The sequence below is a fragment of the Falsigemmobacter intermedius genome, assembly GCF_004054105.1.
GTDB classification, from domain to species: Bacteria; Pseudomonadota; Alphaproteobacteria; order Rhodobacterales; family Rhodobacteraceae; genus Wagnerdoeblera; species Wagnerdoeblera intermedia.
In genome coordinates this window covers 103,384-116,359 of the sequence record NZ_SBLC01000002.1, presented here as the reverse complement: position 1 = coordinate 116,359, position 12,976 = coordinate 103,384, and the positions used below count along the sequence as shown (strand labels likewise).

General features: G+C 63.4%; 10 protein-coding genes and 5 tRNA genes. 5 read left to right on the top strand and 10 right to left on the bottom strand.

Going from position 1 to position 12,976, the window contains the following annotated elements:
* Positions 1-53 precede the first annotated feature (53 nt).
* From EP867_RS01715 to EP867_RS01700, 4 genes are all read left to right on the top strand, one after another.
* Positions 54-1,208 (top strand): acyl-CoA dehydrogenase family protein, encoded by a 1,155-nt coding sequence (locus EP867_RS01715; RefSeq protein ID WP_128486477.1) that lies wholly within the window; start codon positions 54-56, stop codon positions 1,206-1,208.
* Positions 1,209-1,347: 139 nt separating this feature from the next.
* Positions 1,348-1,800, top strand: coding sequence for an RrF2 family transcriptional regulator (locus EP867_RS01710; RefSeq protein WP_128486476.1), 453 nt, complete (start codon positions 1,348-1,350; stop codon positions 1,798-1,800).
* An 81-nt stretch (positions 1,801-1,881) separates the two neighbouring features.
* Positions 1,882-2,247: a hypothetical protein gene (locus EP867_RS01705; RefSeq protein WP_128486475.1), complete on the top strand. Its 366-nt coding sequence runs from the start codon at positions 1,882-1,884 to the stop codon at positions 2,245-2,247.
* Positions 2,248-2,304: 57 nt separating this feature from the next.
* On the top strand, positions 2,305-2,796 hold the full coding sequence (locus EP867_RS01700) for a copper chaperone PCu(A)C (RefSeq protein WP_128486474.1): 492 nt from the start codon (positions 2,305-2,307) through the stop codon (positions 2,794-2,796).
* 3 nt (positions 2,797-2,799) lie between these two features.
* Here the strand turns inward: EP867_RS01700 and pdeM are convergent, their stop codons facing one another.
* The 9 genes from pdeM to EP867_RS01655 form a co-directional block, all read right to left on the bottom strand.
* Entirely contained in the window at positions 2,800-3,453 is a 654-nt protein-coding gene (gene pdeM / locus EP867_RS01695; RefSeq protein WP_128486473.1) for a ligase-associated DNA damage response endonuclease PdeM, read from the bottom strand.
* A complete protein-coding gene (locus EP867_RS01690; RefSeq protein ID WP_128486472.1) occupies positions 3,450-5,897 on the bottom strand; it encodes a ligase-associated DNA damage response DEXH box helicase in 2,448 nt (815 codons plus the stop codon). The genes pdeM and EP867_RS01690 overlap by 4 nt, the downstream gene beginning before the upstream one ends.
* On the bottom strand, positions 5,894-7,438 hold the full coding sequence (locus tag EP867_RS01685; protein WP_128486471.1) for a cisplatin damage response ATP-dependent DNA ligase: 1,545 nt from the start codon (positions 7,436-7,438) through the stop codon (positions 5,894-5,896). The genes EP867_RS01690 and EP867_RS01685 overlap by 4 nt, the downstream gene beginning before the upstream one ends.
* Entirely contained in the window at positions 7,435-8,439 is a 1,005-nt protein-coding gene (locus EP867_RS01680) for a ligase-associated DNA damage response exonuclease (RefSeq protein WP_128486580.1), read from the bottom strand. Before EP867_RS01680 ends, EP867_RS01685 begins: the two co-directional genes overlap by 4 nt.
* Before the next feature lie 96 nt (positions 8,440-8,535).
* Positions 8,536-8,610: transfer RNA gene (locus tag EP867_RS01675), tRNA-Gly, on the bottom strand.
* A gap of 146 nt (positions 8,611-8,756) precedes the next feature.
* Positions 8,757-8,831, bottom strand: a tRNA-Gly gene (locus tag EP867_RS01670).
* A gap of 146 nt (positions 8,832-8,977) precedes the next feature.
* Positions 8,978-9,052: transfer RNA gene (locus EP867_RS01665), tRNA-Gly, on the bottom strand.
* A 146-nt stretch (positions 9,053-9,198) separates the two neighbouring features.
* Positions 9,199-9,273, bottom strand: a tRNA-Gly gene (locus EP867_RS01660).
* Positions 9,274-9,419: 146 nt separating this feature from the next.
* A tRNA-Gly gene (locus tag EP867_RS01655) sits at positions 9,420-9,494 on the bottom strand.
* A gap of 282 nt (positions 9,495-9,776) precedes the next feature.
* Here EP867_RS01655 and EP867_RS01650 point away from each other — a divergent pair.
* Positions 9,777-10,751: a TerC family protein gene (locus tag EP867_RS01650; RefSeq protein ID WP_164888735.1), complete on the top strand. Its 975-nt coding sequence runs from the start codon at positions 9,777-9,779 to the stop codon at positions 10,749-10,751.
* A gap of 36 nt (positions 10,752-10,787) precedes the next feature.
* Here the strand turns inward: EP867_RS01650 and EP867_RS01645 are convergent, their stop codons facing one another.
* Positions 10,788-12,836, bottom strand: coding sequence for a catalase (locus EP867_RS01645; RefSeq protein ID WP_128486470.1), 2,049 nt, complete (start codon positions 12,834-12,836; stop codon positions 10,788-10,790).
* Positions 12,837-12,976: the final 140 nt, after the last annotated feature.

Genomic DNA, 12,976 nt, shown 5'->3' with positions numbered 1-12,976 from the left:
TCCCTCTGCCGCCTCAGTGAAACTGACCCCACTGCGAGGGGCAGGGAGGGGATATGAGCTATCAGTTGCTGTGCCATCCGGAGGGGGTGGTGAATGAAGACCGCGTGCAGGACGCACGGGATTTCGCCGAAAGGGAGCTGCGCCTGAACGCAGAGGCCTGGGATCGCGGGATGGCCTCGCCGGAGGCGGCTTTGCGCCGGATCATCCCGCTGGTCGCGCCCATTCTGGTGCCGAAGGACCTCGGCGGGCATGGCGAGAGCGTGGCAACGCTGCTGCGCTGTTATGAGGAGCTGGCGCGGCGGGATGTGGGCTTCACCTGCGCGCTGGCGGTGCATACGGCGGTGACCATCGCAACCTCTCTCAGCCCCAATGCGGCGCTGCGCGATCGCACTTTGCCCGGGCTGATGAGCGGTGAAAGCATCGGGGCCTTCCTTCTGACCGAGCCGCAGACCGGAACCGATGCCACCGCCATCACCTGCGCGGCCACCCCGGTTGAGGGCGGCTACCGTGTGAGCGGGGCGAAGGCCTGGGTGACCAACGGCCGCTGGGCCGATGTCTTTGCGACCTTCTGCCAGACGGCGCCGGGCAGCGGGGCAAAGGGGATCAATGCCGTGATCCTGCGCCGCGATATGGCGGGGCTATCGACCTCAGACGCGCTGGATCTGACCGGCAATATGGCCATGGGCACCACCGACGCGGCCTTCGACGGCATTGAGCTGACAGAGGCCGATGTCGCCTTCGCCACCGGAACGGCCTTTCGCGCGGCGATGTATGGCATTGATGTCGCCCGCCTTGGTGTGGCCGCGATGTGCAACGGCGCGCTGGCGGGGGCTTTGGATGTCGCGCTTGGCTATGCGGCAGAGCGGCAGACCTTTGGCCGTGCGGTGATCGATCATCAGGCCATGGCCTTCACTCTCGCAGAGGTGGCCACCGGGCTTGAGGCCAGCCGCGCGCTGACCTTTCAGGCCGCCCGTCCCTTTGAGGCAGGAAGCCCGGTTGCCGCACTTACGGCTCATGCCAAGAAATACGCCTGCCGCACCGCCTTTGAGGGGATCAGCCAGGCCATGCGTGCCATGGGGGCCAATGCGCTCAAGCGCGAGAACCATCTGCCGCGCCAGCTCAACGGCGTGCGGGTCACGGAATGTATGGACGGCACCGGAGAGGTGCAGAACATCGTCATCGCCCGCGCTTTGCGCGCCGGGGTCTGATCCTGGCGCCGCCGGGCCTGCGGCCCGGCGGTCACCGCTTCACCCTTTTTGCCAAAGGGGCTGGTCAGCCGGGGGGAAAGCGGGCATTCGGAACGGGGAGGCGTGACCGGAAAGGGGCACGCAGAGCACGGGCGGCGCGATGATTACGCAGAAGATGAAATATGCACTGAAGGCGCTGCTGGTGCTGGCCGATGAGGCCGCGCGCGAGCGCCCGGAGCCTCTGACCATCGAAGAAATCGCCCGCCGTTCGGCCACGCCGAAACGCTTTCTTGAGCATATCCTGCTTGAGGTGCGAAATGCCGGGATTATCACCTCCATCCGGGGCCGGTCGGGGGGCTATCTGCTGCTCAAGCGCCCGGTTGAGATTCAGATTACCGAACTTCTGCGCCTGATTGACGGGCCCATCGCGCCGCTGCCCTGCCTGTCGCGCAATTATTATCAGCGCTGCGAAGACTGCGCCGATGAAGCCGCCTGCCGCATCCGCAAGGTCTTTGCCGAAGTTTTCTGGTCTTATCTTCTGATCATCGAATCCCTGACGCTCGAAGATATGGCAGCCTCTCCCCGGGTCGCGGCGCAGGTGATGGGGCCGTAAAGGGCCGCCACTGTCCCCTGGCACCCCGGCGCGATGGAGCCGCCTCTTGCTTTTGAACGCCGACCGGCGCAGACAGAGGCTATGACGCCCGCACTGCGCCTTCTGCGGTTTTTGCCGCTGCTTGCCCTTCCGGCGCTGTTCCTGGCGCTTATGGCGGGGCCGCGCCATATTGCGCCCTCGCTGATGGAGGCGCAGATCGCGGAAGCGATCATGATGGGGGCCACGCCTGACGATCTGTGCGGCATGGAAGACGGCAGCGCCGCGCCCTGCCACGCCTGCCTGCCGCAGACGGCCTGGGATCTGGCGGGTCCGGCGCAGGCCGGGGCCGCCCCCCTGCCGAGGCTTCTTGGCGCGCTTGCGACGCGGGTTGCCGTCACGCCGGTGCAGCCGCGTATGTCAGGGCCGGGGGCGATCCGCGATCCGCCCTCAGGGAAACGACTGGTCTGATCTTTCCCTGAAATCGCGTGCGCCCCGCGCCGCGCGCAGCCCCTATGGATGAAGTCAATGTTTTCCAATCTGACCCGTGGCCTTCTGCTGGCCGTTTCCTTTGCCGTTCCGGCCTTTGCGCATGACTATAAAATCGGTGACCTTTCCGTCGCCCATCCGGCGATCCCGCAGCCCATGACCCGCGCCATGACGGCGGGTGGCTTTTTCGCTGTCACCAATACCGGCACTGAGGCGGATCGTCTGATCGGCGTTGAGGTGGATTTTGCCGAACGCGCTGAGGTGCATATCACCGAGCACGGCAGCGATGGTTCGGCGAAAATGGTGCATGTTGAGGCGATTGACCTTCCCGCCGGTGAGACGGTGGCCTTTGAGCGCGGCGGGTATCACGTCATGTTCATGGGGCTGAAATCGGGCCTTGAAGCGGGCAGCCGTCTGCCCGGCGTGCTGATCTTTGATAAAGCGGGCCGTCTTGAGGTGGAATTCGCCGTTGAAGCCGTCAAAAAGCCCGCAGGTGAGGCGAAGGGGAAGGGCGGTCACGCCCATCACTGAGCCTCAGGGCAGCGGTACTTCCATGATCCGGCTGGCGCATAAAAGCGCATGGCCGGGTCGCAGCCAGCCGTCAAAGGCCGGGTCCGAGATCTCCAGCCCGCCGGTATAGGTGCCAAAAGCGGGCAGAATCAGATGGTTGCGGCTGACCAGAAAAGCCCGCCAGCGCCGCCCGCCCAAAGGCACCACCGGATGCAGATGCCCTGAAATATCCGGTCCCGGCTCCGCGCGGATGTGGCGCAGGATCGGACTGTCGGGGCTGTCACGGTGGCTTTGCGCAAAGCCACCGCCAAAGGGCGGGTTTTGCGGGCTCGGGTCGTGGTTGCCGCTGATCCAGACCCAGTCCCGCCCCGCGATCAGGCGCTGTAACGCCTCCAGATCGGGGGGCGAGAGTTCCGTCATGGCCGCAGCATCATCAAAACTGTCGCCAAGGCTGATGACCCGCAGCGGGTTCAGCGCCGCAATCTCGGCGCCCAGACGCCGCAGCGTCTCGGAGGTCTCATAGGGCGGCAGCAGCTGGTGGCGCAGCCGCGCCATCCGGGTCGAGCGTCCCAGATGCAGATCACTCACCGTCAGACAGCGGGTCTCGGGCTGCCAGAGCGCGCCGGAGGGCCGTGCAACCAGCCGCAGGCCATGGAAGCGAAAGGAAAAATCGCTCATCGGGCAATCCCCGGCCCCAGCGCTCCGCCGCCGGGATTTAAAGGCGCGGGTTCAGGCTCGCGCAGGCTGGAGAGACCGGATTGATCCATCAGCGCCTCGGCCATGCGGGCGGCGGCGCGTTCCTGTCCGGCTCCGGCCAGGCGCACCCGGCCCATCTCCAGCAGCAGCGGGGCCGCCAGTGGCGTGACGCGATCGGTGAAGACCGGATCAAGCTGCGGCAGGCTTTGCGCAAGATCGCCCAGGCGGTCCAGATCGAGCAGGCTGTGGCGCAATTCCGCTTCCGTGGCGCGCAGCAGCAGGTGGTCAGGCTCATGGCGGCGCAGCACTTCAAAGATGATGTCAGATGAAAAGCTGGCCTGCCGCCCGGTTTTCCGCGCACCGGGAAGCTGGCGGTGCAAAAGCCCCGCCACGGTGGCCACATCGCGAAAGACCCGCTTGAGAAGCGAGGTGCCCGCCCGCCAGTCCTCAAAGCCCTCTGCCGCTGCCGCAGGGTCAAAAAGCGCATCCGGATCGGTGACGGGCAGGGCCGAGCGGATCAGAAGCGCGTGATCTGTTGCGATAAAGCCCAAAGGGGCCAGACCCGCCAGTTCCATATGGTGGCTCAGGATCAGACCGAGGGTCTGATGCGCCCGCTTTCCGGCAAAGGGATAGAGTGCCAGGTTGTGAGCCCCCTGATGGGGGAAGATCTCGCACAAAAGCCGCCCCTCGCGCGGCAGGCGCGAGCGTTCGGCCTGCAGCGCCAGCCAGTCCTGCACCGGGGCGGGCAGACCCGTGCCGCCCGCCCTCACCAGCCGCGCAACGCGGGCCGAGAGTTCCGGCGAGGCACCGGGCGCATCGCCGTTGAAGGCCGGGATCTTCGGCTCTCCCTTCGGGCGGGGGGTCACTTCCAGGGTCAGTTCTTTGAAGCGGTCCACCCGCAGGACCTGACCGCCGAGCAGAAAGCTGTCACCCGGGCGCAGGGTGGCGGCGAAACGCTCTTCGATCTCTCCGATCAATCCGCCCTCACCACCGCCACGCCGCCGCACGCGGACCATTTCTCGCTGCACGATGGTGCCGATGTTCATACGGATCACCCGCGCGGCCCTGGGATCACGCAGCCGCCACAATCCGTCGCGCTCCATCAGCCGCTGCCAGCGGTCATAGGCCTTCAGCGCATAGCCCCCCGTGGCGGCAAACTGCAGGCAGTCATCAAATTCCGCTCGGCTCAGCGCGCCGTAGGGACCGGCGCTGCGCACCTCCGCAAACAGCGCATCAGCTGCAAACGGCCCGGCGCAGGCCGTGTTCAGGATATGCTGGCACAGCACCTCCGGCGCGCCGGGGTGGTGTTCAGGCCCGTCCAGATCGCCGCTGCGCACGGCCTCAATGGCGGCCAGGCATTCGATCACATCAAAGCGGTTCACCGGCAGAAGACGTGCCTTCGACGGGCTGTCGTAGCGGTGATTGGATCGGCCAATCCGTTGAACCAACTGGCGGATTTTGCGCGGAGAGCCGACCTGGATCACCAGATCCACATCCCCCCAGTCGATCCCCAGATCAAGGCTTGAGGTGGCGACCACAGCGCGCAAAGCCCCCGTCGCCATGGCCGCCTCAACCTTGCCCCGCGCCTCGCGCGAGAGCGAGCCGTGATGCAGCGCGATGGGCAACCCCTCTGAATTGGCCAGCCACAGCGCCTGAAAAAAAAGCTCTGCCTGGGCGCGGGAGTGGTGAAAGATCAGCGTCGATTTCGCCTCTGAGACCGCCCGGATCACATCCGCAGCCGCATAGCGCCCGCCCGCCCCGGCCCAGGGCGGCGGCGCGGTGGTGGGCAGAAGCCCGAGGTCGGGGGCGAGCCCGCCGCCCGCACGCAGCACCTCGGCCCCTCCCATATAAGCCGCAAGCCGCTCCGGATCATCCACCGTGGCCGACAGCCCGGTGACCTGCAGCCCCGGCGACAGGCTGCGCAGACGCGCCAGACCCAGCATCAAAAGATCGCCGCGCCGGCTTTCCTCCATGGTGTGTAACTCATCCAGCAGCACCCGCCTGAGGCCCGCAAAGATCTTCGCCGCCTGCGGCCATGACAGCATCAGCGCCAGGCTTTCCGGCGTGGTCAGCAGGATCTGCGGCGGGTCCACCCGCTGGCGGCTGCGCTTTGAGGCCGGGGTGTCACCGGTGCGGTCCTCAACCCGGATCCGGAGGCCGATTTCCGCGATCGGGCTGGCAAGGTTGCGCGCGATATCCGCCGTCAGCGCCTTCAGCGGCGAGACATAGATCGTGTGTAAGCCCTTGAAATCACTTTCCGCCAGTTCAATCAGCGTCGGCAGAAAGCCCGCCAGGGTCTTGCCGCCCCCTGTGGGCGCGATCAGCAGGCTGTCACCCTTGGCCTGCAAAAGCGCGATCTGATGCGGATGGGGCTGCCAGCCCCGTGCCTCAAACCAGGCCTGAAACCGGGGGGGAAGTGCGCTCACAACAAAGCCTCAAGCGCGCTCAGCTGATCGGCCTCGGCGGCGGGTTTGTCCCAGCGGATGCGCGAGACGCGGGGAAAGCGCAGCGCCACCCCCGATTTATGCCGGGCAGAGCGGTTCACCCCCTCAAAAGCCACCTCAAGCACCAGGCTGGGCGTGACCTGCCGCACCGGGCCAAAACGGTCGCGGGTCTCTTTGCGGATGAAGCGGTCAAGGCGCTTGAGTTCCTCATCGGTAAAGCCGGAATAAGCCTTGCCCACCGGCACCAGCGCCCCCTGATGCCAGAGGCCGAAGGTCAGATCACTGTAATAGCCCGCGCGTTTGCCATGACCCGCCTGGGCGTAAAGCAGCACCGCATCAATCTGCATCGGCGCGCGCTTCCACTTCAGCCAGGGGCCGCGCGGCCGCCCGCCAAGATAGGGGCTGTCCCAGGCCTTCAGCATGACCCGCTCAATCACCACCTCCGGGGGATCGGCGCGCAGAGCGGCCAGCGCCTGCCAGTCCTCAAAGGGCAGCAGCGGTGACAGATCGACCCGCGGGCTGAGGGGGGGCAGCGCCTCAAGCCGCTGACGACGTTCCCGAAACGGCAGCGGGCGCAGATCTTCGCGGCCCAGTTGCAGCAGATCATAGAGCCTGAGATGGGCCGGGAATTCGGCCATGGTGGCGCGGCTGACCGTCTTGCGGCCAAGCCGCTTTTGCAGATCCGCAAAGGGAGCGATCACGCCGCCCCGCGCCACAAGAAGTTCCCCGTCCACCGCGCCTTCAAAGTCCAGCCCCTCGAGCAGATCGGGAAAGCTGCCGGAGATTTCATCGCCCGAGCGGGCATAGATCCGGCGCTGTCCCTCCTCGCAGACCAGCTGCACCCGGATGCCGTCCCATTTCCATTCGGCGGCATAATCTGCCGGATCAAATCCCGGCAGCGTCTCTTCCGTGACCGGGGTCGACAGCATGACCGGCCGGAACCGGGCCGTGGCCGAGACCTCAGGCAGCGGTCCCCCGGCCAGCCAGTCGAAAAGCCCGGGGTAGGGCGGGGCCAGGCCGTGCCAGATCTCTTCGATCTCTGACAGGCTGCGCGTGCCGATGCCCGCCAGTGCGGTGCGCGCCAGGCGCCCTGAGACGCCGACCCGCAGATTGCCGGTGGCGAGTTTCAGAAGCGCAAAGCGCTCTTCTTTGGGCAGTTGGTTGAGCAGGGCGACCAGATTGCTGCCCGCACGGTCATCTGCGGCCAGCAGAGCCACCGCCTGAGACAGATGCACATCGTGATATTCCGCCGGTTCGGGCCAAAGGAGCGCAATCGTTTCCGCCAGATCGCCGACAAATTCATAAGAAATCGCGAAGAGCTGCTCATCCACACGCTCGGCCGCCAGACGGCGCAGAAGCTGCGGACGCAGGTGCCGCAACTCCAGGCCACCGGTCAGAACGGCAAGCGCCCAGCCGCGGTCCGGATCGGGCGTGGCGGTGAGATAATTGCGCATCAGGGTCAGGCTGGCATTGCGCCCCGGCGTGAAGGCCAGACGTTCGAGCAGGGCGGCAAAGGACCTCATGCCTCCGGCTCCGCAGGCTCATTGTCGCTGTCTCCATAGCCTTCAAGGTGCAGCGGCCGCGCCGTCATACCCTGCAACGCGCACCAGCGCAAAAGGCCATCTTCGGCACCATGGGTGATCCAGACCTCCTCAGGGGCAATCTCCCTCAGCGTGGCAGTGACCTCCGGCCAGTCGACGTGATCCGAGATCACCAGCGGCAGTTCCACCCGTCGCGCCTTGGCCCGCGAGCGCACCCCCATCCAGCCTGAGGCATAGCCCAGCACCGGGTCGGGAAATCTTTGCGCCCAGGGCGAGCCAAGCGCTGAAGGCGGCGCGATAATCAGTTGCGGCGCGTCAGCTGCGGCGACCAGATCGCCAAGCGGAATGCCCTTTTCCTGGTGATAACGGCTGAGCCGCATCAGCGCGCCGTGCAGCCCGATCGGGGCCTCATAGCCCGCCTGGCGCAGCAGGGCGATCAGCCGCTGGGTTTTGCCCAAAGCGTAGCCCCCGATGATATGTGGCCGGTCCGGAAAATCCGCCATGCTTTTCAAGAGCTTCGCAGCCTCTCCCAGCGGGTCGGGATGGCGGAAGACCGGCAGGCCGAAGGTCGCCTCGGTGATGAAGATATCGCAGTCGAGCGGCTCAAAGGGGGCGCAGACCGGATTGGCGCGGCGCGAATAATCCCCCGATGCCACGATCACAGGGCCTTTGTCGGGCCGGATGCGGATCTGGCAGGAGCCGAGAATATGGCCCGCCGGATGAAAGCTGACATTGACCCCGCCGATCCTGATCTCACCCTCAGCCACCTGGCGGTGTTGGGTGAAATCTTCGTCATAGCGGATCGCCATAATCTCAAGGGTTTCGCGAGAGGCCAGCACCGCGCCGTGGCCCGCACGGGCGTGATCGGCATGACCATGGGTGATCAGCGCGCGGGGCTTGGGTCGCATCGGATCGATCCAGAAATCCCCCGCAGGGCAGTAGATCCCCTCCGGGTGCGGCTCCAGCAGATCTGCGGTATTCAGTGCCACGCTTGCCCCCCTGATGGGGCGATAACGCCAGGCGGGGCAGGGCGTTCCCGGAAATTAAAAAAGCCATCCCGAAGGATGGCTTTTTTAAACTGGAGCGGGCGAGGCGATTCGAACGCCCGACCCTAACCTTGGCAAGGTTATGCTCTACCCCTGAGCTACGCCCGCTCTCTGTGAGGGGGTATTTAGGCCTGCGCGCGGGAGCGTGCAAGAGGAAAAATGCACCGATAACACGGACTTGGCGATTTTTCTGACAGGAGGAACAGGGTGGGCGGAAATTAAAAAAGCCATCCCGAAGGATGGCTTTTTTAAACTGGAGCGGGCGAGGCGATTCGAACGCCCGACCCTAACCTTGGCAAGGTTATGCTCTACCCCTGAGCTACGCCCGCTCTCTGTGAGGGGGTATTTAGGCCTGCGCGCGGGAGCGTGCAAGAGGAAAAATGCACCGATAACACGGACTTGGCGATTTTTCTGACAGGAGGAACAGGGTGGGCGGAAATTAAAAAAGCCATCCCGAAGGATGGCTTTTTTAAACTGGAGCGGGCGAGGCGATTCGAACGCCCGACCCTAACCTTGGCAAGGTTATGCTCTACCCCTGAGCTACGCCCGCTCTCTGTGAGGCGGTATTTAGGCGGCGACGCGGGTGGGTGCAAGAGGAAAAATGCACCGATAACGCGGGCTTGGCGATTTTTCTGACAGAAGGAACAGGGTGGGCGGAAATTAAAAAAGCCATCCCGAAGGATGGCTTTTTTAAACTGGAGCGGGCGAGGCGATTCGAACGCCCGACCCTAACCTTGGCAAGGTTATGCTCTACCCCTGAGCTACGCCCGCTCTCTGTGAGGCGGTATTTAGGCGGCGACGCGGGTGGGTGCAAGAGGAAAAATGCACCGATAACGCGGGCTTGGCGATTTTTCTGACAGAAGGAACAGGGTGGGCGGAAATTAAAAAAGCCATCCCGAAGGATGGCTTTTTTAAACTGGAGCGGGCGAGGCGATTCGAACGCCCGACCCTAACCTTGGCAAGGTTATGCTCTACCCCTGAGCTACGCCCGCTCTCTGTGAGGGGGTGTTTAGGCTGCCGCGCAGGCGGGTGCAAGAGGAAAATTCAGCTCAGCCGCCCGGTCTTTAAAACGACCTCCATCCGGAACTCCTTTGCGATTTTTTCGCGGCCCGCCCCTTGAACCTTTTCGCAGCCTTCCCATCTGGCAGGAGTGGACCGGGCCCCTCTGGCAGCCGATCGGCTGTGATGTCGGACCACTCTGGCAAAGCCGGAGTCGGGCCGATCCCTGCGATCCCGACCTGACACCGGATAAATGGTGTAAACAGGGGTAAGCTTTGGACTTCTTAACCAGCATTTTTATGGGAACGCCGGTCTGGATGTGGCTGGTGTTCATGGGCGCGGTTCTGACGCTGCTGGCGCTGGATCTGGGTGTCTTCAACAAAGAAGACCGCGAGATCGAAATCGGCGCGAGCCTGAAGATGTCGGCCTTTTATATCTCGATTGGTCTTGCCTTCTCGGGCTTCGTCTGGTGGCAGATGACGCCTGAGGCGACGGCGGCCTATCTGACGGCCTTTGTGATCGAGAAAACCCTCGCGCTCGACAATATCTTCGTCATCGCGCTGATCTTCAGCTTCTTTGCGATCCCGCGGAAATACCAGCACCGGGTGCTGTTCTGGGGCATCCTTGGTGTGATCGTGCTGCGCGGCATTATGATCGGCCTTGGGGCGGGGATTGTCGCGAATTATCACTGGGTGCTCTATATCTTCGCGCTCTTCCTGATCTTTACCGGCATTAAGATGCTCTTTGCCAAAGACGACGAAGAGCCGGATCTGAGCAAAAATCCGATCCTGCGTTTTGCGAAGTCAAAGCTGCGGGTGACGGAAGAGCTGCATGGCAACCGCTTTCTGGTGAAGCTGCCGGATGCTGCGGGTAAGGTTGTGACCCATGCCACGCCCCTGCTGCTGGCGCTGGTGATGATTGAATTTGCCGATCTGATCTTCGCGGTCGACTCGGTTCCGGCGGTGTTTACGATCACCACTGATCCTTTCATCGTCTATTCCTCGAATATCTTTGCGATTCTTGGTCTGCGCGCCCTTTACTTCGCGCTCTCGGCGATCCTGCACCGCTTTGCCTATCTGAAATATGCGCTCTCAGTTCTGCTGATATTCATCGGATCAAAACTCTTCATCGCCGATCTGATGGGATGGGAGAAGTTTCCGCCGATGTGGTCGCTGGGGATTACCTTCTCGATCCTGGCCGCCGGTGTGATCGTCTCGCTGGTGAAAACCAAAGCGCCTGAAAAGGTCTGAAGAAGAAAGGCCCCCCGGATCGGGGGGCCTTTTTCGTTATGCCAGATCGCGCAGTTTCGGCTCGCGGTCCCAGTAGCGAAGCTTTGCCCGTTCCGCCAGGCCCTCATTGGGGCCGACGCCCTCATCGGGCTCAATCCCCGCTTTGTCGAGAATGCGCTTGCTGCCGGGGCAATGGCCAATCGCCTTCAGATGCGCCCAGGCGTCTGAGACCCAGGCGATGCAGGCGGCATCCTTCATCAGCTTATCGGCCTGATCGGGCATCATAATCATCGCGATGGCGTCAAAAAGCACCGAGGGGCTGCCTGCAAGCTGACCATCGGCCTTCATCTCGCCACCCTTCAGTTTCAGCGGTCCGACTTTGGGGGCCACGGTGAAGACGGTGCCACCCTCTGCCTCAATCTCAGCCTTCAGCTTGTCGATAGACGCTTTGTCAGAGCCTTCGGCAAACAAAAGCCCCACTTTGCGCCCCTTCAGCGTGGCGGGCCATTTCTTCTGAATCGACAGCGCGTCAGAGGTGCCCAGATTGCGGGCCGGGAACTTCGTCTCGGCCGGTTTGGCGGGCGGCACCCCGAGGCCATCGGCCACGCGCTTGCCGAGATCGGGGTGGATGGCCGAGAGATGGCTCAGCGTGCGCTCAACCACATGGGGCAGGCTGACCTTGGAAAGCTCAAAGACATAGGCCGAAGCGGTATGAGCCTGCTCATTCGGGGTCAGCGAGTTCCAATACATCCGAGGCTGGCTGTAGGTGTCACCAAAGGTCTCCGAGCGGTCGCGGGTCTTCTCGCCGCTGACCTGCTGACGGGCGGTGGCAAAGCCGCTGGTCTGTGCGCGCGGCCCCGGATCTTCCCCCGCCTGATCGAGCGAATTCGGCTCATAATTGGCGCGGCCCTTATGGACATGGGTCTGCATCATGCCGTCGCGCATCATATTGGCATAGGGGCACTTCGGCGCATTCACCGGGATCTGGTGAAAATTCGTCGTGCCAAGCCGCGATTTCTGCGTGTCGAGATAGGAAAAGAGCCGCCCGTGCAGCAGCGGATCATCCGAGAAATCGATCCCCGGCACCACATTCGAGGGCAGGAAGGCCAGCTGCTCATTCTCGGCGAAATGGTTGTCGGGATTGCGGTTGAGGGTCATTTTCCCGATCACCCGCAGCGGCACCACCTCTTCGGGGATGATTTTGGTGGCATCGAGCACATCATAGGGCAGGCTGTCCGCGAGCTCCTGGTCAAAGACCTGGACTGCCAGATCCCACTCGGGGAAGTCGCCCGCGGCGATCGCTTCAAAAAGATCACGGCGGTGGAAGTCATTATCCGCGCCCTGCAGCTTCGCGCTTTCGTCCCAGACCAGGCTTTGCGTGCCAAGACGCGGGCGCCAGTGGAATTTCACGAAATGCTCAACCCCCTGGTCGTTCACCAGCTTAAAGGTGTGAACGCCAAAGCCCTCCATCATCCGCAGGCTGCGCGGAATGGCGCGGTCTGACATGGCCCAGATCAGCGTGTGCATGGTCTCGGGCATCAGGGAGACGAAATCCCAGAAGGTGTCATGGGCAGAGGCCGCCTGCGGATAGCCGCGATCGGCCTCCATCTTCACGGCATGGATCAGATCGGGGAATTTGATCGCATCCTGAATGAAGAAGACGGGGATGTTATTGCCCACCAGATCCCAGTTGCCCTCTTCGGTGTAGAATTTCACCGCAAAGCCGCGCACGTCGCGCGGCGTATCGACCGAGCCTGCACCGCCGGCAACGGTGGAAAACCGCGCGATCAGCGGGGTCTTTTTACCCTTTTTTGAGAAAAGCTTTGCGCGGCTGAGGTCCGGGATCGGATCGGTGCATTCAAATTCGCCATGGGCGACCGAGCCGCGGGCATGAACGATCCGCTCAGGGATGCGCTCATGGTCAAAGTGAAAGATCTTCTCGCGCAGCAGGAAATCTTCAAGAAGCGTTGGCCCGCGGGCTCCGGCTTTGAGGCTGTTCTGATTGTCCGAAAAGGGGATACCGTGATTGCTGGTCAGGGGCTCTCCCCCGATCTGCTGGGTTTCACCGGCATGGCCGGTCCGAGTCTCATAGGGGGCTCGCGTCATATCAGCTGCCTTTATAAAAATGTTACCGGATCAAGCACTCGCGCCCGGGGACATCGGCAGAAAATGTGACGCGCCGGACGGGTCCGGCGCTGTGAGGCCCCTGAGCAGGGGGATAACCCGCTCAGGGAGCCGCGAGTTCC

Bases quoted from the DNA above. Each gene is read 5' to 3' on its own strand.
- EP867_RS01715 (WP_128486477.1), top strand. From the start codon at position 54: ATGAGCTATCAGTTGCTGTGCCATCCGGAGGGGGTGGTGAATGAAGAC.
- EP867_RS01710 (WP_128486476.1), top strand. From the start codon at position 1,348: ATGATTACGCAGAAGATGAAATATGCACTGAAGGCGCTGCTGGTGCTG.
- EP867_RS01705 (WP_128486475.1), top strand. From the start codon at position 1,882: ATGACGCCCGCACTGCGCCTTCTGCGGTTTTTGCCGCTGCTTGCCCTT.
- EP867_RS01700 (WP_128486474.1), top strand. From the start codon at position 2,305: ATGTTTTCCAATCTGACCCGTGGCCTTCTGCTGGCCGTTTCCTTTGCC.
- pdeM (WP_128486473.1), bottom strand. From the start codon at position 3,453: ATGAGCGATTTTTCCTTTCGCTTCCATGGCCTGCGGCTGGTTGCACGG.
- EP867_RS01685 (WP_128486471.1), bottom strand. From the start codon at position 7,438: ATGAGGTCCTTTGCCGCCCTGCTCGAACGTCTGGCCTTCACGCCGGGG.
- EP867_RS01645 (WP_128486470.1), bottom strand. From the start codon at position 12,836: ATGACGCGAGCCCCCTATGAGACTCGGACCGGCCATGCCGGTGAAACC.